The following is a 22462-nucleotide window of genomic DNA, read 5'->3' on the forward strand; positions in this document are numbered from 1 at the left end:
AGAAACCAGGAGTCCGACGATGCGCGATTACACCGAGGCTGCTCGTGCGTTCGACCACGCTCAGGCTGCCAGTGCGGCGCTGCATGGCGACCTCGAAGCCCTCAATGCCTGTGTTGAATGCTGTGATCGCCATGCCGGTGACGGCAAGCTGGCGCTAATCTACGAAGACCGCACTGGCAACACAGCACGGTACAGTTTTGACCAGCTCAAGGCGCAGTCTGCCCGATTTGCCAATGTGCTCAAAACCCAAGGCGTGGGTCCAGGTGACCGGGTGGCTGGTTTGATGCCGCGCACTCCCGAGCTTCTTGTCACCATCCTCGCCACCTGGCGCCTGGGCGCGGTGTACCAGCCTTTGTTCACTGCCTTCGGCCCCAAGGCTATCGAGCACCGCCTTGAGCAGTCGCATGCCCGCGTAGTCGTTACCGACAGCCTCAACCGTAGCAAGCTGGACGATGTGCATGCCTGCCCGACCATCATCACAGTCAATGCCCGCGTCGGCGAGCTGGACTTCCAGCAGTGTCTGGAGCGTGCCGCGAACGACTGTGATCCGGTAATGCGCGCGGGTAGCGACCCGTTCTTGCTGATGTTCACGTCAGGCACCACCGGCCCGGCGAAACCGTTGGAGGTGCCGCTGCGGGCCATCGTAGCGTTTAAGGGTTACATGCGCGACGCCATCGGCCTGCGCAGCGAAGACAACTTCTGGAACCTGGCAGACCCGGGCTGGGCCTACGGCCTTTATTACGCGGTCACAGGCCCATTGTCGCTGGGCCATGCAACCACGTTCTACGATGGCCCGTTCAGCGTCGAAAGCTGCGCGCGGGTGATCGACAAGCTGGGTATCACCAACCTGGCAGGCTCGCCCACCGCCTACCGCATGTTGATTGCAGCCGGCAGTGCTTTCTCGGCGCCGGTCAAGGGCCGCCTGCGCGTGGTCAGCAGTGCAGGTGAGCCGCTCAATCCAGAGGTGATCCGCTGGTTCGCCAATGAGCTGGGCGTGACCATCCACGACCATTATGGCCAGACCGAACTGGGTATGGTGCTGTGCAACCATCACGGTCTGTCACACCCTGTGCACCTGGGGTCTGCAGGCTTCGCTATCCCCGGCCATCGCATTGTGGTGCTGGACGAGCAAGCTAACGAACTGCCGGCCGGTCAACCGGGCATCCTTGCCGTCGACCGCGAGCAATCGCCACTTTGCTGGTTCGGTGGCTACCACGGTTTGCCGACCAAGGCGTTCATCGGCAAGTACTACCTCAGTGGCGACACTGTAGAGCTCAACGCGGATGGCAGCATCAGTTTCGTTGGCCGCAGCGATGATGTGATTACCACTTCCGGTTACCGCGTCGGGCCGTTCGACGTCGAAAGCGCGTTGATCGAGCACCCCGCGGTGGTGGAGGCCGCCGTCATCGGCAAGCCGGACCCGGAACGTACCGAGCTGATCAAGGCTTTCGTGGTGCTGACTGAAGGCGTCGGCGGTTGTGCCGAGCTGGAAGAAGCGCTGCGTCAGCATGTACGCCAGCGCCTGTATGCCCATGCTTACCCCCGCGAAATCGAATTCGTCAGCGAGCTGCCCAAGACCCCGAGCGGCAAGCTGCAACGCTTCATCCTGCGCAACCAGGAAGTCGCCAAACAACAAGCGCAACAGGCCACCCCTGCCAGCGCCTGAAAGGAAACCGATCATGCAGATAGCCAATAAACACTTCATTGTCAGCGGCGCCGCCTCCGGGTTGGGTGCTGCCACTGCGCAGATGCTGGTCGAGGCCGGCGCCAAGGTCATGCTGGTCGACCTCAATGCCCAGGCCGTCGAGGCCAAGGCCCGTGAGCTGGGTGACAACGCCCGCTTCGCCGTGGCCGACATCAGCGACGAGCAGGCTGCGCAGGCGGCCGTCGACGCAGCCGTCAGTGCCTTCGGCAGCTTGCATGGCCTTGTCAATTGTGCCGGCATCGTCGGTGCCGAGAAGGTGCTGGGCAAACAGGGGCCACATGGCCTGGCCAGCTTCGCCAAGGTCATCAACGTCAACCTGATCGGCAGCTTCAATTTGCTGCGCCTGGCTGCTGCAGCCATGGCTGAAGGGGCTGCCGATGAGGCCGGCGAGCGTGGCGTGATCATCAATACCGCCTCCATCGCTGCCTATGACGGCCAGATCGGTCAGGCGGCCTACGCTGCCTCCAAGGGTGCCATTGCCAGCCTTACCTTGCCGACTGCGCGCGAACTGGCACGTTTCGGCATCCGCGTGATGACCATCGCTCCGGGCATCTTCGAAACGCCGATGATGGCTGGCATGACCGAGGAAGTGCGTGCTTCGCTGGCTGCCGGCGTGCCGTTCCCGCCACGCTTGGGGCGCCCTCAGGAATACGCTGCGCTGGCCCGTCACATCATCGAGAACAGCATGCTCAACGGCGAGGTGATCCGCCTCGACGGTGCACTGCGCATGGCTGCCAAGTAAGGAGAGCGAACATGACCCTCGCCAATGATCCGATTGTTATCGTCAGCGCCGTGCGCACGCCCATGGGCGGCCTGCAGGGCGACCTGAAAAGCCTGACTGCGCCACAACTGGGCAGTGCGGCCATTCGTGGTGCCGTGGAACGTGCCGGCATCGATGCTGCCAGTGTCGAGCAAGTGCTGTTCGGCTGCGTGCTGCCGGCTGGCCTTGGCCAGGCGCCGGCACGCCAGGCTGCACTGGGTGCCGGGCTGGACAAGCACACCACCTGTACCACCCTGAACAAGATGTGCGGTTCGGGCATGCAGGCCGCGATCATGGCCCATGACCTGCTGCTGGCCGGCACCGCAGACGTGGTGGTGGCAGGTGGCATGGAAAGCATGACCAACGCCCCGTACCTGCTGGACAAAGCCCGTGGCGGCTACCGCATGGGCCATGGCAGGGTCATCGACCACATGTTCATGGACGGCCTGGAAGACGCTTATGACAAAGGCCGCCTGATGGGCACCTTCGCCGAAGATTGCGCCCAGGCCAACGGCTTCAGCCGCGAAGCCCAGGACCAGTTCGCCATCGCCTCGCTTACCCGTGCCCAGGACGCGATCAGCAGTGGCCGCTTTGCCGCCGAAATCGTGCCGGTGGAAGTCACCGAGGGCAAGGAAAAGCGCGTCATCAAGGACGACGAGCAGCCGCCCAAGGCGCGCCTGGACAAGATCCCGCAGCTCAAGCCTGCCTTCCGTGAAGGGGGTACGGTGACCGCAGCCAACGCCAGTTCGATTTCCGACGGTGCCGCGGCGCTGGTGCTGATGCGGCGCTCCGAAGCTGACAAGCGCGGCCTCAAGCCATTGGCAGTGATCCATGGCCACGCGGCCTTCGCCGACACCCCGGCGCTGTTCCCGACCGCGCCGATCGGGGCTATCGACAAACTGATGAAACGCACCGGCTGGAACCTGGCCGACGTCGACCTGTTCGAGATTAACGAGGCCTTCGCCGTGGTCACCTTGGCGGCCATGAAACACCTTGACCTGCCCCATGACAAGGTCAACATCCATGGCGGCGCCTGCGCCCTTGGCCACCCCATCGGCGCCTCCGGCGCACGCATCCTGGTGACCTTGCTGTCGGCCCTTCGCCAGAACAACCTGCGCCGCGGCGTGGCGGCCATTTGCATTGGCGGCGGCGAGGCCACGGCCATGGCTGTCGAATGCCTGTACTGAGGTGAACCATGCTGGTAACTGACGAGCAACAACAGATCGCCGACGCGGTACGCGCCTTTGCCCAGGAACGGCTGAAACCTTTTGCCGAGCAGTGGGACAAGGAACACCGCTTCCCCAAGGAGGCCATCGAAGAGATGGCGGAGCTGGGCCTTTTCGGCATGCTGGTCCCGGAGCAGTGGGGCGGCAGTGACACCGGTTACGTGGCCTACGCCATGGCCCTGGAAGAAATCGCCGCTGGCGATGGTGCCTGCTCGACCATCATGAGCGTGCACAATTCGGTGGGCTGTGTACCCATCCTGCGGTTTGGCAGCGAGCAGCAGAAGGCGCAGTTCCTCACCCCCCTGGCAACTGGCGCGATGCTGGGTGCCTTTGCCCTCACCGAACCGCAGGCTGGCTCCGATGCCAGCAGCCTGAAGGCCCGTGCGCGTCTGGACGGTGACCACTATGTGCTCAATGGCAGCAAGCAGTTCATCACCTCCGGGCAGAACGCCGGGGTTGTGATCGTGTTTGCCGTGACGGATCCGGAGGCTGGCAAGCGTGGGATCAGCGCATTCATCGTGCCCACCGATTCACCGGGCTACCAGGTAGCACGGGTCGAGGACAAGCTCGGCCAGCACGCGTCCGACACCTGCCAGATTGTCTTCGACAACGTGCAGGTGCCGGTGGCCAACCGCCTGGGCGCAGAAGGCGAGGGCTACAAGATTGCCCTGGCCAACCTTGAAGGCGGGCGCATCGGTATTGCCTCGCAGGCCGTGGGCATGGCCCGTGCCGCGTTCGAAGTGGCGCGTGACTACGCCAAGGAGCGGCAAAGCTTTGGCAAGGCGCTGATCGAGCACCAGGCCGTGGCCTTCCGCCTGGCCGACATGGCGACGAAAATTGCCGTGGCCCGGCAGATGGTGCTGCACGCCGCCGCCCTGCGTGACGCCGGGCGCCCGGCGCTGGTGGAAGCGTCGATGGCCAAGCTGTTTGCCTCGGAAATGGCCGAAAAGGTCTGTTCGGATGCCTTGCAGACCCTGGGCGGTTATGGCTATCTGAGTGACTTCCCGCTGGAGCGGATCTACCGCGACGTTCGGGTTTGCCAGATCTACGAAGGCACCAGCGACATTCAGCGCATGGTCATTGCGCGCAATCTTTGAAGGAGCAGACTGCATGGCATTCGAAACCATCCTGTTGGACATTCACGGCAAGGTCGGCCTGATTACCCTCAACCGCCCGCAGGCGCTGAACGCGCTGAACGCGCAGATTGTTGGTGAGATCAACCAGGCTCTGGACCAGCTTGAGCGTGACCCGAACATCGGTTGCGTGGTGCTGACAGGCTCGGCCAAGGCCTTTGCCGCTGGCGCCGACATCAAGGAAATGGCTGAACTGCAATACCCGCAGATCTACGTCGATGACCTATTCAGCGATGCCGACCGCATTGCCAACCGACGCAAGCCGATCATTGCAGCAGTGTCCGGCTTTGCCCTGGGCGGCGGCTGCGAGTTGGCCATGATGTGTGACTTTATCCTCGCGGCGGACAACGCCAAATTTGGTCAACCGGAAATCAACCTAGGGGTGCTGCCCGGCATGGGCGGGACCCAGCGGCTCACCCGTGCGGTGGGCAAGGCCAAGGCCATGGAACTGTGCCTGACCGGGCGCCTGATGGGGGCTGAGGAGGCCGAGCGTGCTGGCCTGGTGGCGCGCATTGTGCCGCAGGCGGAGTTGGTCGAAGAGGCGCTGAAAGTGGCGGCGACCATTGCCAGCAAGTCGATTCCGGTGAGCATGATGGTCAAGGAGAGCGTCAATCGCGCGTTCGAAGTTACCCTCAGCGAGGGTGTGCGCTTTGAGCGTCGGGTGTTCCATGCGGCCTTCTCTACCGAAGACCAGAAAGAAGGCATGGCCGCATTCATCGCCAAGCGCGAGGCGCAGTTCAAGGATCGTTGATTAGACTCGGTTCGTGCCGTTGCCGTTGCCGTTGCCGTTGTTTTTGCTTCTAAGCGCGCGGTAGTTCAGGCGACGCAGATTGCGACTTCAGGAGGCCGAGCGCAGGGCTTGCGTAGGGAGGTGACGGGCATGGATGCCCGTCAAGCGCTGGGCCCCAGGATGGGGCCTGCAGCGCGGTCCTCCCGGGAGCAAGCCCGGAGCGAGGGGACCCCGGAGCGAAGCGCAGGGGCCGGATGATGGGAGCGGACGGCTTTGGTTACTTTGGCCAAGACCAAAGTAACCCGCCGGAAGGGCGGAAAGGTGACTCAGCGCCACCTGCGCGAACGAATGTCTGCACTGTGTTAAGGCCCGCATCGCAAGAAGCTAAAAAGCGGATATGGCTGTTTTGGTGCATCGAACAGTCCGTTTGCGATGGTGACGCTGACTCACCTTTTCGCCCTTACGGCGAGTCACTTTTTGTCAGACGCGACAAAAAGTAAAAAAACGCTGCGCTCCCATCATCCGGCCCCTGCGCTGCGCTCCGGGGTTCCCTCACTCCGGCCTCCTGAAGTCGCGAAGAGCAAGATCAAGAGCAAGATCGAAAGCCGGCGACACGGCCGCAGCCAGAAATACTGTTTACTACTGGCTATGCAGCAGACCTGGGGTGCCGACCGGCGGATTGTAAGCACTGGAAGCAAATTTGCACCCGATTGCAGTTGCTCCACGCGACGTGGCGCCTTAGACTGCCGCCCCCTGTAAAAGAGTGCCGGTTGGCGCTTGAAAATTTCCGCTGCCGATGCCAAGGCGTCGACGGCACCCGAATCGCCCCAATGCACATTTTTTCATAGAGAAATCGATGACCAAGGAACAGTTGCTGGCCATGTCGGCCGATGACTACATGAACGCTGACCAGCTGGCTTTCTTCACTGGCCTGCTGCAGTCGATGAAAGTCGAAACCCATGAACGCATCGAGCTCAGCCGTGCCACCATCGAAGGCCTGGACACTCCTTCGGACCCCGCCGATGTGGCTTCGGTCGAAGAAGAGCGTAGCTGGCTGGTCAATGCCATCGACCGCGACCAGCGCTTGTTGCCCCAGCTGGAAATGGCCCTGGATCGTATCTCCGACGAGAGCTTCGGCTGGTGCGATGACAGCGGTGAGCCCATTGGCCTGAAGCGCCTGCTGATCAGCCCGACCACCAAGTACTGCATCGAAGCCCAGGAGCGCCACGAGCAGCTCGACCGTCACCAGCGCCAGGTATAACCCCGCGCGCGGTGCCAGGCCCCACGGAGCGATCCCTGGGGCTTTTCGCGTTTCTTGCAGGTACCGGTTTTGTTGCCCAGCGCGTAACACTGCTGTACCGCGAAGCGCTGTTTTCTCCAGGCGGGCAGGCGTATCATGGCTTTATCGTTAGGGTGCTAACTAAATGCCGGAGGGCAGGATGAATAGCCGGGTCGATGTAGCCGTGATGATAGGTTCGGGTGTGCCAGCCACCTTGCAGGCGCTGGGCAAACGCATCTGCTGGGTGGTGCTGGTCAATGGCGAGCGCCGGGGCACCGCTTTCGCTACGCGTGAAGAGGCAATAGAGTGTCAGGCTGCCTGGCAGCAGCAACTTGAGAAAGGCCTGGCTGCCTGAAATTGTTTATTGCCTCTCGACGGGTTTCGGTGTTTTCGGGCATATTTGTCCCACAGTAATGCGCACATGGATGCCAGGGCTTGTCTTCTTGCAGGCTCACCCCCATGGTTGCGTTTTCTGGTGAGTGGTCTCAGGCATCACGCTTCCCAAACCGGGAATGAGCCAAACGCCTTCGGTTGAGGGCGAATCTGGCAAACCAGAGTAAAGATTCCTGCACGCTGCATCGTCAGCGTGCACAGACATTTCGCATATCGCTTTATTACTCTTTTCGCCTATCGATAAGAAATGGCCGTGCCTCCCCGAGCTTGGGGGAGGGCGGGTTGTAACCGGTTGAGGATTACTTCATTGGCAGTCAGCACACTTGATACCCATGCGTTGTTCGCCTTGGGCGACTTGCGCGGTAAATTGGCCCAGCTGTTCCAGGGTCGTTTTATCTACGTTACCGAACAAACTCCTGAAGGCCTTTACATGGCCGAGATCGACACCGAAAACGCATTGGTGGTCGATGACAAGCAGCGCCTCGAACTGAAAGTCGGCGACCACTTCCGCGCTGCCGTGTTGCCCAGCCGCGAAGGTGGCAAGCTGGAAATGCGCTTTCGCGATATCAAACTGAATGTGTATGGCGTGGGCGATTATGCCTTCGTCTCGGTACCTCAAGGCGAGGGCATCGTGTTGCGCGAGGGGCACGGCGTAATGCTGGTTTTCGCCGCGCAACAGCAGGTGCAGGAAGGCCTGGGCAAATTGCTCAAGGCGGTGACCGGCAAGGTTGCCAAATGGCGCAAAGGCGAGCTGACCACCTTCAAGGCCAGTGAATGACCGACAGCGATAGTGCACCTGCCTCGCGTGCCGAATTTCATCGGCTGCACCAGGCGGATGCTGTGGCTGAGGCCGAACGTTTGCTGGGCAGGCGTGGGGAGCTGCAAGGCGCATGGTTGAACTGGGTCGCGGGTGAGCTGTACCAACTCGGCCCGCCCCCTTATGTCGCCATGGTGCGGCGGGAGCTGCAGCGCCTCAGCCAAGGCTGAGACGGCGGCCCTTCAGTTGCCCCGGTCGCGGCCGCTGCTGACTTCTTCAGGCACTGGCTCTTTAGACATGCGCTTGCGAAACAACGCCGCCCGGGCCAGCAGCAGCGTGGTGACCGGCACGGTGATCGACAGCAGAATGGGAATTAGCCAGGCGTGCAGGACCGGGGCTTCCTTGAGCCACGAGAAGTAGATGATCGAAGCCAGCGCTACACACCAGGCGCCAATGGTCGACGCCAGCGCAGGTGGGTGCATGCGCTGGAAGTAATCCTTCAGGCGCACCAGGCCTATTGCTCCGACTAGCGCGAACAGGCTGCCGGCCAGCAGCAGCGCGGCGGTGACCACTTCCAGCCAGAAGGGCAGTACCAGGGTTTCGGTCATTCGATTACCTCACCGCGCAGCAGAAACTTCGCCAGGGCAAACGAACCGACGAAGCCGAACAGCGCAATCAGCAGGGCACCTTCGAAGTAGGTGTCACTGGCATAACGGATTCCCAGCACCAGCATGGTCAGCATGGCCAGGATGTAAAGGTAGTCCAGCGCCAGCACCCGGTCCTGGGCGGACGGGCCACGGAACAGCCGGACCAGCGCCAGGCCCATGGCCAAGGTGAAGATGAACAGGCTGGCGAGGACAGCGTTGGCGAGCAGGCCTGTCATTGGAATATCTCCATCAGCGGGCGTTCGTAGGTGTCCTTGAAGTGCTGGATAAAGGCAGCCTCATCCTCCAGGTCGAACACGTGCAGCAGCAATACGCTGCGGTCCAGCGCCAGCTCGGACCAGACCGTGCCGGGCACTACAGTGGTGATCATCGACAGTGCCGCGAGCCCATGTGCGTCGTGCAGGGCCAGCGGAATATGCACGAACGCCGAGCGTGGTGGTTGCTTGCCGGCACGCAGGACGCCACGGGCCACCAGCAAATTGGACATGATCACATCCATGCCTACCCGGCCAATCAGCCGGGCGATGACGATTGGCCGACGCACGTGGGCATGCTGTGGGCGCAGCGGCGCCATCAGCAGTGGCGCCAGCACGCCGAGTACGGCACCTAGCAGCAGGTTGCCAGGGCTGACCGATAGATTCAGCAGCAGCCACAGGCCGAATAGCGAAACCGAGAGCAGCGGGGCGGGGAACAGTCGGTTCATGGCTGCACCTGTACGTCGAGCGAGGTGGGCCCAGAAATCGGCCGTGCGGCCATCACGGCTTCGATATAGGCATCGGGGGCCTGCAGGCTGGCAGCGGTGTCCTGGGTGTAGCGCAGCAACGGCTCGGCCTTGAGGCTGAGGATGATGCACAGGCCTAGCAGGATGACGATGGGCAGGCACTCATAGCGGCGTAGCACTGGCGACGGGCGCTCTTCGGGTTTCCAGAAGCGCTGGATACCGACCCTGCCGAAGGCGATGAGCGAGGCCATGCCGGACAGGATCAGCAGCGCCACCAGGCCCCAGCCCGCCGCACTCAGCGGCTGCTCGGCCGGCACGCCCAGGCCTTGCGGGTTGAACAGTGCGCTGATCAGGTTGAGCTTGCCGACGAAGCCTGACAACGGCGGCATACCTATGATCAGCAAGGCGCAGGCGATGAAGCTGAGGCCGAGGAACGCCATGGTCCAGGGGATGATCTGGCCAATCACCACCTTCTGCTCGTCGTCGAGGTTGATACCTTTGGGCGGGTGTAACGACTCCAGCGGTGGCGGCATGGCGTCTTCTTCTTCGTCCAGCGGCACTTCGTTGGCCGAGCGCGAGCGTTCGACCAGTTCGGCAAGCAGGAACAGCGCGCACAGCGCCAGGGTCGAGTTGACCAGGTAGAACAGCGCCGCACCAGTCACCGCCGACTGGGCAAAACCGACGGCGCCGAGCAGGGTGCCGGCCGAAACCAGGATGCTGAGCGCTGCCATGCGCTCCAGGCGCTGTGCGGCCAGGATCGACACTGCAGCCACCGCCAGGGTGACCAGGCCACCGTACACCAGCCACTCGCCACCGAAATGCGCCGATGCGCCGGCCTGCCCGGAGAACAGCAACGTCCACAGGCGCAGGAGGGCGTAAAGGCCGACCTTGGTCATGATGGCGAACAACGCGGCTACCGGCGCGCTGGCTGAGGCGTAGGCCGGCACCAGCCAGAAGTTCAGCGGCCAGATGCCGGCCTTGACCAGGAAGGCCATGGCCAGGATCGCCGCGCCGGCATGCAGCAGGCCGCGGTCCGCCTCCGGTACCAGTGGAATCTTCAGCGCCAGGTCGGCCATGTTCAGGGTGCCGGTTACCCCATACAGCATCGCTGCGCCGATCAGGAACAGCGACGAAGCGAACAGGTTGATGGCAATGTAGTGCAGGCCGGCTCGTACCCGCGCACGCCCCGAGCCATGTAGCAGCAAGCCATAGGAGGCTGCCAGCAGCACCTCGAAGAACACGAACAGGTTGAACAGGTCGGCGGTGAGAAAGGCGCCGTAAAGCCCCATCAGCTGAATCTGAAACAACGCATGGAAACTGGCCCCGGCACCGTCCCAGCGGGCGCGGGCAAACAGCAGGGCGCTGAAGCCGATGACACCGGTGAGGGTCAATAACAATGCCGACAGGTGGTCCACCACCAGGACGATACCGAACGGTGCTGGCCAGTTGCCCGGCAGGTAGACGCCGATCGATTCCGCCTGGCCCTGGGTGCGCACCCACAGCAGCAGGCTGACGGCGATGGCCAGGCCGGCGAAGGTCGACAGCAGGTTGAGCCGGGCCTTGATACGCCGATGTTTCTCGCCCAGCAGCAACATTACCGCTGCCGTCACCAGTGGCAGGAGAATGGGCGCGACGATCAGTTGGCTCATGCCATTCATTCGTCACGCTCCCGGCCATCCACGTGGTCGGTACCGGTCAGGCCGCGCGAGGCCAGCAACACCACCAGAAACAGCGCCGTCATGGCGAAGCTGATGACGATGGCCGTAAGCACGAGGGCCTGAGGCAACGGGTCGGTGTAGTGCAGCAGGTCTTGCGTGACGCCCTCCTTGATGATGGGCTCCTTGCCGATGAACAGGCTGCCCATGCTGAAGATGAACAGGTTTACGCCGTACGACAGCAGGCACAGGCCCATGATTACCTGGTAGGTCCGCGGGCGCAGAATCAGCCACACCCCCGAGGCGGCCAGCACGCCGATGGCGACTGCAATGACTTCTTCCATCAGGCGGCTCCTGCTTGGCTGGTTTTCGATGAATTGCCCGGGCGGTAGGCGCGCACCGACTGGTGCGCCAGGGCAGTGAGGATCAGCAGGGTCGAGCCGACCACCACGGTGTACACGCCAACATCGAAGAACAGCGCGCTGGCCACGTGCACATCACCGAGCAAAGGCAGGTGCAGGTGGGCGGTATGGGTGGTCAGGAACGGGTAGCCCAGCAGCATGGCGCCGATTCCGGTCAGGGTGGCGCACAGCAACCCGGTGCCCATCCAGCGCAGTGGGCGCAGGCTCATCTGCGCCTCCACCCACTGGGTGCCCGCCACCATGTATTGCAGGATGAACGCCACCGACATCACCAGGCCGGCGACGAAGCCGCCGCCTGGCTGATTGTGGCCGCGCATGAACAGGTACATGGACACCAGCAGGGCGATTGGCAACAGCAGGCGCACCAGCACCGCAGGCACCATCATGAAGCCCAGGGCGGTGTCGGTGGCATGCCGCGGGTTGATCAGGTCGGTGACCACGTCACGCGCCAGCTGGCGTTGTTGCGCAGGCAACTGCATGCTCTCTTTGGGCGGGCGGAAGCGCCGCAGCAGGGCGAACACGGTCAGCGCCACGGCCACCAGCACAGTGATTTCACCGAGGGTATCGAAGCCGCGGAAGTCGACCAGCATGACATTGACCACATTGGTGCCGCCGCCTTGGGGCAGTGCACGGCTCAGGTAGAACGAGGAAATGTCGTTGGGGGTCGGCCGGGTCAGCATGGCGTAGGACAGCAAGGCCATCCCGCCACCCACCAGCACCGCCAGCAGCAGGTCGCGCAGGCGGCGCATGCGCGCACGCTCCAGGCTGCCCGGTAGTGGCGATACCCCTTCGATACGCCGTGGCAACCAACGCAGGCCAAGCAGGATCAGCACGGTGGTGACCACTTCGACCACCAGCTGGGTCAGGGCCAGGTCGGGTGCGGAGAACCAGACAAAGGTGATGCAGGTCATCAGGCCGCAGACACTGACCATGATCAGTGCTGCCAGGCGGTGGTACTTGGCCTGGTACGCGGCGCCGATGGCACAGGCGATGGCGATCAGCCACAGCGCGACGAACACGCCGGAACCCGGGATCTTAGGCCGGTCGCCCCAGCTGAGCCCGCTGTAGAGCATGGGCGTGAGGCCGGCGAGGAAGGCCGCGAGCACCAGCATGAACAGCTGCGACTGAAGGCGGCGGGTGGTGAACAGGCGTTCGATGCGCCGCGCCAGCAGCATCAGGTGAACCTGCCCGTGCTCGAACAGGCGCTTGCCATTGAAACGTTCGATCAACGGTGGGTAGGGGAAGCGGCCCAGGCGCAGTTGCTTGCGCAGCAGCAGGTACAGCACGATGCCGCCGCTCATGGCCACCAGGCTCATGATCAGTGGCGCATTCCAGCCATGCCAGATCGCCAGGCTGTACTCCGGCAAAGTACCGCCTACTACCGGGAGGGCTGCGGCGGCCAGCAGCGGACCGACCGACTGGGCGGGGAAGATGCCCACCACCAGGCAGGTGAGTACCAGCAGCTCGACCGGAGCACGCATCCAGCGTGGCGGCTCGTGCGGGGTGTGGGGCAGGTCCTGGGCGGTGGGACCGAAGAACACATCCACGGTAAAGCGCAGGGCGTAGGCCACGCTGAAGGTACCGGCCAGGGTGGCGATCACCGGCAACGTTGCTTCGACCCAGGCAGTGGAACTGATAAACACCGTTTCGGCGAAGAACATTTCCTTGGACAGGAAGCCGTTCATCAGCGGCACGCCGGCCATCGAGGCGCTGGCCACCATGGCCAGGGTGGCAGTGTATGGCACCAGGCGGATCAGGCCGCTGAGGCGGCGGATGTCGCGGGTTCCACTTTCGTGGTCGATGATGCCGGCGGCCATGAACAACGAGGCCTTGAAGGTGGCGTGGTTGAGAATGTGGAACACGGCGGCGACCGCGGCCAGCGGGCTGTTCAGGCCCAGCAGGAGGGTAATCAGCCCCAGGTGGCTGATGGTCGAATAGGCCAGCAGCCCCTTGAGGTCGTTCTGGAACATGGCGGCGAAAGCGCCGAGCAGCAGGGTGAGGGCGCCGGCACCGCCGACGATCCAGAACCACTCTTCGCTGCCTGACAGCACCGGCCAGAACCGCGCTAGCAGGAATACCCCGGCCTTGACCATGGTGGCAGAGTGCAAATAGGCCGATACCGGAGTGGGCGCTGCCATGGCATGGGGCAGCCAGAAATGGAAGGGGAACTGTGCGCTTTTGCTCAGCGCGCCAATGAGGATCAGGGGCAGCAGCACCGGATAAAGCGCATGCTGGCGGATGGTGTCGCCGGCAGCCAGGACCTTGTCCAGGTCATAGCTGCCGACCACATGGCCGAGCAGCAGGGCACCCACCAGCAGGCACAAGCCACCCGCGCCGGTCACCATGAGCGCCATGTAGGCGCCGCGGCGGGCGTCAGCGCGGTGGTGCCAGTAACCGATAAGAAGAAATGAGAACAGGCTGGTCAGTTCCCAGAAGAACACCAGCTGAATCAGGTTACCGGAGATTACCAGGCCGAGCATGGCGCCCATGAAGGCCAGGAAGAAGGCGAAGAAACGCGGCACCGGGTCCTGTGGCGACATGTAGTAGCGCGCATACAGCGACACCAGTGTGCCGATGCCCAGCACCAGCAGCGAGAACAGCCAGGCAAAGCCGTCCATGCGCAGTACCAGGTTCAACCCCAGGCTGGGCAGCCAGAGGAATTCTTCGCGAATCACGCCCCCGTGGGCAATTTGAGGGTACAGCAGTGCTACCTGGACGGTGCCGACCAAGGCCACGAGCCCGGCGAGAATGGACTCGGCGTTACGTGCGTTGTGCGGCAGCACGGCTGCCAGGCAACTGCCCACGAACGGCAGAAGCAATAGCACTATCAATGACATAGGGGCCTATTCTGGAGAAGTTTGCAAAGATCATACGTGCCGGGGAAGTGATCACCAACACGCAAGCTGTCGCAGAATCCTACAAACAGGCTGTGACAAGCTGTTTTTTTATAACAGTTTTTTACAAAGCATAGTCGCTGTTGTCATCTTTACAGGCCGGTCTGGCGCTCGCCTTCACTCTGGACGTCGTGTGCTTCGACGGTTTCGCGGGGGCGGCGTACCTTGAGTTCGCTGACCACCACCGCGATCACGATCAGCAGGCCACCGAGCAGCGCCACGCCCGGCAGGCGTTCGCCGGCGATGCGCCCGACGATCCCGGCCCACACCGGTTCACCGGCATAAATGAGGGTGGCGCGGGTGGGCGAGACCGACTTCTGCGCCCAGTTCATGGCCACCTGGATCACCGCGCTCATGGCACCCAGGCCTATTGCGCTGGCCAGCAGCAGCCAGGAGAAGTCGGGGATGCGTTCCTGGGTCGGTACGATCATCAGGAACGCCAGCAGCGAAGCGGTCGCCAGTTGCACGACGGTGACCCGGCGCACATCGACCTGGCCGGCGTAACGGCTGATCAGGATGATTTCGGCAGCGATGGCGACGGCGCTGACCAGGGTAACCACCTCGCCCTCGCTGAAGTGCAGGCTGCCGCCTTCCGGGCCGGCCAGCAGCATCAGGCCGATGAACGCCAGGCAAATGCCGATGCTGGGCATCAGGCCAGGCCGGCGGCCCAGCACCAGCCACTGCAACAGCGGCACGAACGGCACGTACAACGCAGTGATGAACGCCGACTGGCTGCTGCTGATGGTCTGAAGACCCATGGTTTGCAGGCCGTAGCCGAGCATGATCGACACGCCTATCAGCAGGCCGGCCTTGAGCTCGGTGAAGGTCAGCCCGGGCAACGCCCGCGCCGAAACCACGCCCACGAACAGCGCTGCCGCAGCGAAGCGCAGGCCGACGAAGAACATCGGGCCGCTGACGGTCATTACGTTATGCACCAGCAGGAAGGTGCCGCCCCACAACATGGTGATGAACACCAGCACCAGTTCTGCCTTGCTCAGGCGGAAGGTAACGGCGGGGGTGGGTGTGTTGCGGGCCTGGCTCATGGTCTTGCGCACTCGGAGGGGGCGGCGCACAATCGCCGCAAAGTGGGCAGTATACTGCGCAATCTTGACCAGTGAGCAATATAGTGCACAAAGATACTTCGCATCGGGCATCGGTGCTGCAGCATGTGAGCCTCAACGTACGCAGCCTGCGCAACGCTGGCGGGTTGAGCCAGACGGCGTTGGCCGAGCGCTCAGGCGTCAGCCGGCGCATGCTGGTGGCGATCGAGGCAGGCGAGAAGAACGTCAGCCTGACTACCCTCGACCTGATCGCCGAAGCCTTGGGGGTGGCGTTCAGCACCCTGATTCAGGCGCCTGACCAGCGCGACCCCGGCCGCATCGAGGAATTGGCCTGGGCCGGGGTATACCCGCAGAGCCGGGCAGTGCTGCTGGGTAGCAGTGCGGCACGGCGTGAGGTGGAGCTTTGGGAGTGGACCCTTGCACCGGGCGAGTGCTATTCCAGCGAGGCTGATGCCGAAGGCTGGAGCGAGCAGATCTATGTGGCTGAAGGGCAACTGACGCTGATTATCGAAGGGATCGAGCATTGCCTGCAGGTGGGGCAGTTTCATGTGTTTCCCAGCAATTGCCGGTACGCCTACCGTAATGATGCTGGGGTTGCGGTGAGATTTGTGCGCAATGTGGTGATTTGAGTCGCTGCAGGCATCGGGCAAGCCTGATGCCTGCAGCGATACCTGTAGCCGATTGCCCAGCCCGCTCCCTGAAGAGCGTTAACCCGATCAGTTTTTCAGTAGCTCATCCGTCTTCACCACCGAGGCATAGGCAAACGCCAAGGCCGCCATAGCCGAATCATGCACCTGCGCAGCCGGCACCTGCTTGCCATTGAACTCCAGTGGCAGGGTAGCGCAAGCATCATGCGCCACGGTCACCGTGTAGCCCAGGTCAGCTGCAGCGCGGGTAGCGGCGTCAATGCACATGTGGCTCATGCTGCCAACGATGGTCAGGGCTTCGACGCCATGCCGGTCCAGCGTGAGCTCAAGGTCGGTACCGAGGAAGGCGTTGACCTTGTGTTTGAGCACCACCGGTTCACCTGTTACCGGCTCGACCTTGCTGTGAATGGCCGCACCCAGCGAGCCGGGCGCGAAGAATGGTGCATCGACGCTGTCGAATTCATGCCGCACATGTACCACCAGCTCGCCGCGCTGGCGCGCCGCCGCCAGCAGCCGGGCGGCGTTGTCGGCCGCCTGGTCGGCGCCCACGAGGGGCCACTTGCCGCCCGGGAAGTAGTCGTTCTGGATGTCGATGATGATCAGCGCCTGCTTGCTCATGCTGCCTCCTGTGGCAGTAGTCGTCGGGAGACGTTAGTTATAGGCTGTGTGCACTGACCTGAGGATTGGCGCGAACGACACTATGCAGGCAAAAACTGACACCCTCGCCAGCCTGGACATCGGCCTGCTGCTGTACCCCGGCGTGCAGCGCGCCGCTGTGCATGGCCTGGCTGACCTGTTCCTGGTGGCCAACCGGGTTGTGGCGGAGCTGGGGGCCGTCGAACTGCCGCACATTCGTGTCAGCTTCTGGCAGGCAGATGAGGCGGGGCAGTTGCTGCCTGTCCCAGATAGCCCGGCGGTCGCCGCGCCGGGCCTGCGTGTACTGGTCATTCCGCCGAGCCTGGAGTCGGCTCCACAAGCCGAGCTGCTCGAACGTCACCGTGCGTCGCTGTGCCAGCTGCACGGGCACGGTACGGTACTGGCGTCGGTGTGTATCGGTGTGTTCTTCATTGCCGCCAGCGGCCTGCTCGACGGTCGCCCGGCCTGCACGCACTGGAACTACGTGCAGGCGCTAGCCCAGCGCTTCCCCAAGGTGCGAGTAGAGTCTCAGCAGCCATTGCTGGATGACGGTGATATCGTGACCTCGGCCGGGCTTATGGCCTGGACTGACCTGGGCTTGCGCTTGCTGGAGCGTTTTTTGGGGCCTACGGTGGCACGGGAGACTGCCCGCTATCTCGCCGTCGACCCGGTCGCGGCACCGCTGCCTGGGGCTGTGTTCAATCCGCGTCTGGACCACGGTGACGAGGCGGTGCTGAAAGTGCAGCACTGGTTGCAGGGCAGTGGCGGGCAGGAAGCCGACCTCGCCGCCATGGCTGCGTGTGCAGGGCTGGAAGCCCGCACCTTTCTGCGGCGCTTTCGTGCCGCTACCGGGTTGCGACCGACCGAGTATTGTCAGCAGGTGAGGGTAGGGCGGGCGTGCCGTTTGCTGGAATTCACCCGGCGCAACGTCGAACAGATCGCCTGGGGTGTCGGTTACCAGGACCCGGGCGCGTTTCGCAAGGTGTTCCAGCGCATCACTGGCCTGACCCCGAGTGACTATCGGCGGCGTTTTGCGGTATCAGGCCAGGGGCAGGCAGAAACCACTTGACCTTGACTTCACTTGAGGTTTTACCCTGCTCGGCATCGCGAAGCATGCGTCCGTAACCAGGAGAACGTCGATGTCGGCAAGCCCTCATGCCCTGTGGTTCACCCAAATGATCGAATATGAAGTGCCCAGCATGTGCCAGCAAGCGCTGGCCCTGGCGTTGGTGGCGCGCAGCGAAGCGCTGGCCACGCGCTGTGAAGGGCTGCAGGGTGTCAGCATCCAGGCCAGTGACGATGGCAGCCGGGTGCTCCAGTACCTGCAGTGGCAGTCACGCCAAGCCTGGGTAGCGGCAGCCGAGTACTTCGTCGAGGAACCCTTCCTTGAACTGCTGGGTCAGCATCAGGCGCGTGGCGTAAACTTTGCCGCCTACCAGGCCTTGCGCAGCCTGGTGCGCGGCGCCGATGGTGGTCTGCAGTGCGAGGTGGGGTGAGCCTCAGGCATACCAGGGGGCATAGTGCGGGTAGCGGTCCAGGCGGGCACCGATCACCATTTCGCTGATCCACGCTGCCAGGATCGAGCTGTAGGCCTTCTGGCTCGCTTCGCTGGACAGCGCGTGGTCGGCACCGTCGACGATGCGATGGGTGAGCGAGTGGGCGCCGACGAATGCCGAACGGTAGCTCATCAATGTGCTATGCGGCACATAGTCGTCCTGCTCGGACTCCACCAGCAACACATCCCCGCCGAATTCGGCGCACGCCGCCAGTGCGCGATTGTCTGCCGGGCCCAGCGATCGCTGGCGGTAGGCATTCAGGCGTTGGCGGTCGAGGGTTTGCTTGGGGGTGTTCCATTCGTCGTCCCAATACATGGCGGGTACGCGCAGGGCCAGCCATCTGACTGGCCGCTCGCGGGTCAGCAAGGTTGCCAGGTAGCCACCATAGCTGCTGCCGATGATGGCGATGGCACTGCTGTCTACGGCTGGATGGCTGACCAGCCGGTCGTAGGCCACCAGCAGGTCCTGCAGGTTCTGTTCACGGGTGACCGTCAGGCGTTGGCTTTCGGTCTTTTCATGGCCGCGCAGGTCGAAGGTCATGCACACGCAGCCCAGCCCGGTGATGTGTCGGGCACGGGCCAGATCACGCTGCTGGCTGCCGCCCCAACCGTGCACGAAGAGGATGCCTGGCATCTTGCTGCCAGGGCTGACCAGCGTGCCGACAATGCTGTCGTTGTCGACTTGCAGTTCAACGGTTTCACTCTGAACGGCCATGTTCGTGAATCCGTGCAAATTTGCTGAGTTGTCCGAGTTCACTGTCGTTTCCTTGGTAGAAGAGGGTGGCGTCAGCGGGCAGGTCGGGCGTACCGAATACTTCGTGCGTGGAGGCTCGCACCCGCTGCAATGCCGGATCATCGGCAAAAGCCTGCAGGGCCAGCAGCTCGGCACTGCTCGCACCGCCCAGGCGCCAGGATTGTTCGAGCACGCCGCTACGCAGGTGGCCCTGAGGGTTCAGGCCGCGAGCGATGTCGTAGTTGCGCCGCGAGGCGATGAAGCCAGGGAAGTGCTGCTCGGCAGCCTGCTCGTAGGCCATGGCCTGGTTGATGGCAAGGCGCAGGTGGTCTTCCAGCGGCAGTTGCAGCAGCGCCTGATAGTCACCACGTACTACTACCAGGTCAGAACCGCCATACACCTCGGTGCCCTGATGATCGTGGGTCAGTTGCTGGGTGCCGTGATAGCTGCAGGTCAGGCCGGCGACACGCACCTGGCCAACGCTGAAGGTTTGCACGTCGCTCAGATCTTCTTCGAGTACCAGCCCCCACAGTGCCAGGTCCTGGTCATCCATGGCGGCCAGCAGTGGCTCTAGCGCGCTCGCCGTTGAGATGACCTGCTGCCCTCGGCCTGCGCAGGCCAGCACGGGCTTGACCCTCAGGGGGCCGTCGAGCAATAACAACTGAGCGGCGGTGCGCGCATCGGCTTTGCTGAAAACGGTATAGCCGCGCAGCAAAGCGTCGCTTGCCTGTCGGGCGAAGTCATCGGTCCAGCCTGGCGGAAAGCTGGCTCCGGCCGGCAACGGGTGGGAGATTGCCTTGGTCGCCATGTAAGGGTGTGCGACCAGGCCGCCGAACAGGTCCTGCTCGCTGCGGATGCCCATGGCGGCATGGCGTTTTGGCTCGATCAGGGTTTCGGTAGGCAAGTAATAATAGCTGTCAGCGGCGGTTGTTGAATGGGGGGGGTGTATGTGCGGGCAGCCGAGCAGGCCTGCCAGGCCATCGGCGAGCTTGAGGTGCACGACATGCTCATGTTCTGGCGTATGTTCGCGGGTGTCGAGCAACACCACGCCGGTTTTCCGGTCGCAGGCACTGGGCATGGTCATTTGCCTGTGTGCAATGAATGTACTGTGTCTGAAGCCGGTGTTTTGGGGAAGTTCAGCGGGACTTGATCGGTGGTCCTGTCCGTTTGTAGGAAGCGTCCTGTTGGCACAGGGCGTGGCGGGCAATGCATGCCGTGTCTTGGTCGCCGCGATTGCAGCGCTCTGGCGGCTGTTCCATTATCGGGTACTGGATTAACCGTGATGTAGCCGCAGGAGAGCGCATGAACGTTCAGACCACCCTTGAGCAAACCGTGCCAGAGCGACTGGCGCACGTGCGCCAGGCCATGGCCGCAGGGGGCATCGATGCCTTGCTGGTACCCTCGGCCGACCCCCACCTTTCCGAATACCTGCCCGGTTACTGGCAGGGGCGCCAGTGGCTTTCGGGTTTTCACGGCTCGGTCGGCACGCTGGTAGTCACGCCCGCCTTTGCAGGGTTGTGGGTCGATAGCCGGTACTGGGAGCAAGCGGATCACGAGCTGGCTGGTAGCGGTATCGAACTGATGAAGCTGCTACCCGGCAAGCCTGGGGCGCTGGAGTGGCTGGGCGATAATGTCGAGCCCGATGGCAACGTCGCGGTGGATGGGGCCGTCATGGCGCTGGCGTCGGCGCGCCAGCTGGGTGAGCGGCTCAAGGCCCGTGGGGCAAGGCTGGTGACCGACCAGGACCTGCTAGCCCAGGTCTGGGAAGGGCGCCCAGCGCTGCCCGCCAACCCGGTGTACCAGCACTTGCCGCCGCACGCCACGGTAAGCCGGGCGGAAAAGCTCGCGCAATTGCGCCAGGGCCTCCAGGCCAAAGGGGCCGACTGGCACTTTATTGCAACCCTGGATGACATCGCCTGGCTGTTCAACCTGCGTGGCAGTGATGTTTCGTACAACCCGGTTTTCCTGGCCTTTGCCTTGATCAGTCAGCAGCAGGCCATTCTGTTCGTGGGCCAGGACAAGGTGGACGCGCATTTGCGTCAGGTGCTGGCGGTGGACGGCATCGAGGTGCGCGACTATAGCGAGGCAGGCAACGCCTTGGCCGCTGTTCCGGTGGGGGCGCGGTTGTTGGTGGACCCTGCCCGTGTCACCTGCGGCCTGCTGGGCAACCTGGCGGCAGAGGTGGTGCTGGTCGAGGGGCTCAACCCCACCAGCCTGAGCAAATCCTGCAAAGGTGACGATGACCTGGTGCATATCCGCCATGTCATGGAGCAGGACGGTGCGGCCTTGTGCGAGTTTTTCGCCTGGTTCGAGGCCAACCTTCGCCAGGAGGTCATTACCGAGCTGACAGTCGATGAGCAATTGAGTGCCGCACGTGCCCGGCGTCCGAACTTCGTGTCGCTGAGTTTTTCAACCATTGCCGCCTTCAATGGCAATGGCGCCATGCCACACTACCGTGCCACCGAGCAGTCGCATGCGGTCATTGAGGGGGATGGCTTGCTGCTGATCGACTCTGGCGGGCAATACCTGGGTGGCACCACCGACATCACCCGTATGGTGCCAGTCGGTAACCCCAGCCACGCACAGAAGCAGGACTGCACCCGGGTACTCAAGGGCATGATCGCCCTGTCGCGTGCCACCTTCCCGCGAGGAATACTGTCGCCGTTGCTCGACGCCATTGCCCGGGCGCCAATCTGGGCTGACCAGGTGGATTATGGCCACGGTACCGGGCATGGTGTTGGCTACTTCATGAACGTGCACGAAGGGCCTCAAGTGATTGCCTACCAGGCGGCACCCACACCGCAGACGGCGATGCAGTTGGGCATGATCAGCTCCATCGAGCCGGGTACGTATCGCCCGGGGCAGTGGGGCGTGCGTATCGAGAACCTGGTGGTCAACCGCGAAGCAGGCAAGAGTGCCTTTGGTGACTTCCTGTGCTTCGAGACCTTGACGCTGTGCCCGATCGATACCCGCTGCCTGTTGCCCGAGCTGCTGGCCAAGGAAGAGGTGGAGTGGCTGAACGGCTACCACGCGAACGTGCGTGAACGCCTGGCACCGCTGCTCAAGGGTGATGCGCTGGCCTGGCTGCAGGTGCGTACCGAGCCCCTGTAAGGGCAAATGAAAAAGGGCAGCCTGTGAGCTGCCCTTTCTTCTACTTGCAGATGACGATCATGCTGCGGCTGGTGTACCCCGCCGGGTTGATGCCGAACAAGTAGTCACCGGCCTCTTCATCGCTATCGCCCGAGCGTGCAACGACCCGGTAGCCGCGTGTGCTGCACGAGGTCGCGGCCTTGCTGTAGCAGTTGTCCCATGAAGAGGAAAGACCTGAGCAATTGATATGCAGGCCCTTCTTGCCCCTTTTGACCTCAGTCTTGGCTGTAGCGGCACATCCAGCAATAGCCAAGATGGCCAGGATAAGAAAAATACGTTTCATTCCTGTCCTTAAATGCAGGGCGGATCAGTTGTCTGGCCCTGTCGTTATCGCTTCGCT

Annotated in this window: 23 protein-coding genes and 1 pseudogene; 13 read left to right on the forward strand and 11 right to left on the reverse strand. The window is 63.0% G+C overall.

The features are described from left to right. Positions 1–19: 19 nt before the first annotated feature. The 9 genes from OZ911_RS09275 to OZ911_RS09315 all read left to right on the forward strand — a co-directional run bounded on the left by OZ911_RS09275 (position 20) and on the right by OZ911_RS09315 (position 8213). Positions 20–1666 (forward strand): acyl-CoA synthetase, encoded by a 1647-nt coding sequence (locus OZ911_RS09275; RefSeq protein ID WP_023048912.1) that lies wholly within the window; start codon positions 20–22, stop codon positions 1664–1666. A gap of 13 nt (positions 1667–1679) precedes the next feature. After that, on the forward strand, positions 1680–2447 hold the full coding sequence (locus tag OZ911_RS09280; protein ID WP_023048913.1) for an SDR family NAD(P)-dependent oxidoreductase: 768 nt from the start codon (positions 1680–1682) through the stop codon (positions 2445–2447). An 11-nt stretch (positions 2448–2458) separates the two neighbouring features. Then, complete coding sequence (locus tag OZ911_RS09285; RefSeq protein WP_016485820.1) at positions 2459–3652, forward strand: acetyl-CoA C-acyltransferase; 1194 nt, start codon at positions 2459–2461, stop codon at positions 3650–3652. 8 nt (positions 3653–3660) lie between these two features. Beyond that, positions 3661–4788, forward strand: coding sequence for an acyl-CoA dehydrogenase (locus OZ911_RS09290; protein ID WP_016485821.1), 1128 nt, complete (start codon positions 3661–3663; stop codon positions 4786–4788). Between the two features lie 13 nt (positions 4789–4801). Then, positions 4802–5575 (forward strand): enoyl-CoA hydratase, encoded by a 774-nt coding sequence (locus OZ911_RS09295; protein WP_003250095.1) that lies wholly within the window; start codon positions 4802–4804, stop codon positions 5573–5575. Between the two features lie 835 nt (positions 5576–6410). Next, complete coding sequence (locus OZ911_RS09300) at positions 6411–6815, forward strand: TraR/DksA family transcriptional regulator (RefSeq protein ID WP_016485822.1); 405 nt, start codon at positions 6411–6413, stop codon at positions 6813–6815. Between the two features lie 178 nt (positions 6816–6993). Beyond that, positions 6994–7188, forward strand: coding sequence for a hypothetical protein (locus OZ911_RS09305; protein ID WP_016485823.1), 195 nt, complete (start codon positions 6994–6996; stop codon positions 7186–7188). Positions 7189–7533: 345 nt separating this feature from the next. After that, a complete protein-coding gene (locus OZ911_RS09310; RefSeq protein ID WP_033732504.1) occupies positions 7534–8004 on the forward strand; it encodes a hypothetical protein in 471 nt (156 codons plus the stop codon). Continuing rightward, positions 8001–8213, forward strand: coding sequence for a hypothetical protein (locus OZ911_RS09315; protein WP_023049014.1), 213 nt, complete (start codon positions 8001–8003; stop codon positions 8211–8213). Before OZ911_RS09310 ends, OZ911_RS09315 begins: the two co-directional genes overlap by 4 nt. 12 nt (positions 8214–8225) lie before the next feature. Here the strand turns inward: OZ911_RS09315 and OZ911_RS09320 are convergent, their stop codons facing one another. The 7 genes from OZ911_RS09320 to OZ911_RS09350 form a co-directional block, all read right to left on the reverse strand. After that, positions 8226–8591: a Na+/H+ antiporter subunit G gene (locus OZ911_RS09320; RefSeq protein WP_016485826.1), complete on the reverse strand. Its 366-nt coding sequence runs from the start codon at positions 8589–8591 to the stop codon at positions 8226–8228. Further along, positions 8588–8866 (reverse strand): K+/H+ antiporter subunit F, encoded by a 279-nt coding sequence (locus OZ911_RS09325; protein ID WP_016485827.1) that lies wholly within the window; start codon positions 8864–8866, stop codon positions 8588–8590. Before OZ911_RS09325 ends, OZ911_RS09320 begins: the two co-directional genes overlap by 4 nt. Next, positions 8863–9351, reverse strand: a complete 489-nt coding sequence (locus OZ911_RS09330; RefSeq protein WP_023049015.1) for a Na+/H+ antiporter subunit E — start codon at positions 9349–9351, stop codon at positions 8863–8865. Before OZ911_RS09330 ends, OZ911_RS09325 begins: the two co-directional genes overlap by 4 nt. After that, on the reverse strand, positions 9348–11027 hold the full coding sequence (locus OZ911_RS09335) for a monovalent cation/H+ antiporter subunit D (protein WP_023049016.1): 1680 nt from the start codon (positions 11025–11027) through the stop codon (positions 9348–9350). Before OZ911_RS09335 ends, OZ911_RS09330 begins: the two co-directional genes overlap by 4 nt. After that, positions 11024–11368 carry a Na+/H+ antiporter subunit C gene (locus OZ911_RS09340; protein WP_012315281.1) on the reverse strand — a complete coding sequence of 115 codons (345 nt, stop codon included), beginning with the start codon at positions 11366–11368 and terminating at the stop codon, positions 11024–11026. The genes OZ911_RS09335 and OZ911_RS09340 overlap by 4 nt, the downstream gene beginning before the upstream one ends. After that, on the reverse strand, positions 11368–14283 hold the full coding sequence (locus OZ911_RS09345) for a monovalent cation/H+ antiporter subunit A (RefSeq protein ID WP_016485830.1): 2916 nt from the start codon (positions 14281–14283) through the stop codon (positions 11368–11370). The genes OZ911_RS09340 and OZ911_RS09345 overlap by 1 nt, the downstream gene beginning before the upstream one ends. Positions 14284–14432: 149 nt before the next feature. Continuing rightward, on the reverse strand, positions 14433–15383 hold the full coding sequence (locus OZ911_RS09350; protein ID WP_016485831.1) for a DMT family transporter: 951 nt from the start codon (positions 15381–15383) through the stop codon (positions 14433–14435). A gap of 83 nt (positions 15384–15466) precedes the next feature. Between OZ911_RS09350 and OZ911_RS09355 the strand changes: the two genes are divergently transcribed. Next, on the forward strand, positions 15467–16030 hold the full coding sequence (locus OZ911_RS09355; RefSeq protein WP_016485832.1) for a helix-turn-helix domain-containing protein: 564 nt from the start codon (positions 15467–15469) through the stop codon (positions 16028–16030). A gap of 87 nt (positions 16031–16117) precedes the next feature. On the opposite strand, the gene OZ911_RS09360 is transcribed toward OZ911_RS09355, so the two are convergent. Continuing rightward, the gene (locus tag OZ911_RS09360; RefSeq protein ID WP_016485833.1) at positions 16118–16666 is read right to left on the reverse strand and encodes a cysteine hydrolase family protein; all 549 of its coding nucleotides are present in this window, start codon (positions 16664–16666) and stop codon (positions 16118–16120) included. 82 nt (positions 16667–16748) lie between these two features. Here OZ911_RS09360 and OZ911_RS09365 point away from each other — a divergent pair, with 82 nt between their 5' ends. Together OZ911_RS09365 and OZ911_RS09370 are read left to right on the forward strand one after the other, a co-directional pair. Beyond that, positions 16749–17753, forward strand: a complete 1005-nt coding sequence (locus tag OZ911_RS09365) for a GlxA family transcriptional regulator (RefSeq protein WP_023049248.1) — start codon at positions 16749–16751, stop codon at positions 17751–17753. 70 nt (positions 17754–17823) lie between these two features. Beyond that, positions 17824–18205, forward strand: a pseudogene (locus tag OZ911_RS09370) (antibiotic biosynthesis monooxygenase). Here the strand turns inward: OZ911_RS09370 and OZ911_RS09375 are convergent. Beyond that, positions 18184–18954 carry an alpha/beta hydrolase family protein gene (locus tag OZ911_RS09375; protein WP_016485835.1) on the reverse strand — a complete coding sequence of 257 codons (771 nt, stop codon included), beginning with the start codon at positions 18952–18954 and terminating at the stop codon, positions 18184–18186. The pseudogene OZ911_RS09370 and the gene OZ911_RS09375 sit on opposite strands and share 22 nt — an antisense overlap. Further along, entirely contained in the window at positions 18938–20056 is a 1119-nt protein-coding gene (locus OZ911_RS09380) for a DUF3182 family protein (protein ID WP_070086431.1), read from the reverse strand. The genes OZ911_RS09375 and OZ911_RS09380 overlap by 17 nt, the downstream gene beginning before the upstream one ends. 218 nt (positions 20057–20274) lie before the next feature. On the opposite strand from OZ911_RS09380, the gene OZ911_RS09385 reads away from it, so the two are divergent. Next, positions 20275–22083 carry an aminopeptidase P family protein gene (locus tag OZ911_RS09385; protein WP_070086430.1) on the forward strand — a complete coding sequence of 603 codons (1809 nt, stop codon included), beginning with the start codon at positions 20275–20277 and terminating at the stop codon, positions 22081–22083. Positions 22084–22123: 40 nt separating this feature from the next. Here the strand turns inward: OZ911_RS09385 and OZ911_RS09390 are convergent, their stop codons facing one another. Beyond that, positions 22124–22405, reverse strand: a complete 282-nt coding sequence (locus OZ911_RS09390) for a hypothetical protein (RefSeq protein ID WP_016485838.1) — start codon at positions 22403–22405, stop codon at positions 22124–22126. Positions 22406–22462: the final 57 nt, after the last annotated feature.

The sequence above is a fragment of the Pseudomonas fortuita genome (assembly GCF_026898135.2).
Taxonomy (GTDB): Bacteria; Pseudomonadota; Gammaproteobacteria; order Pseudomonadales; family Pseudomonadaceae; genus Aquipseudomonas; species Aquipseudomonas fortuita.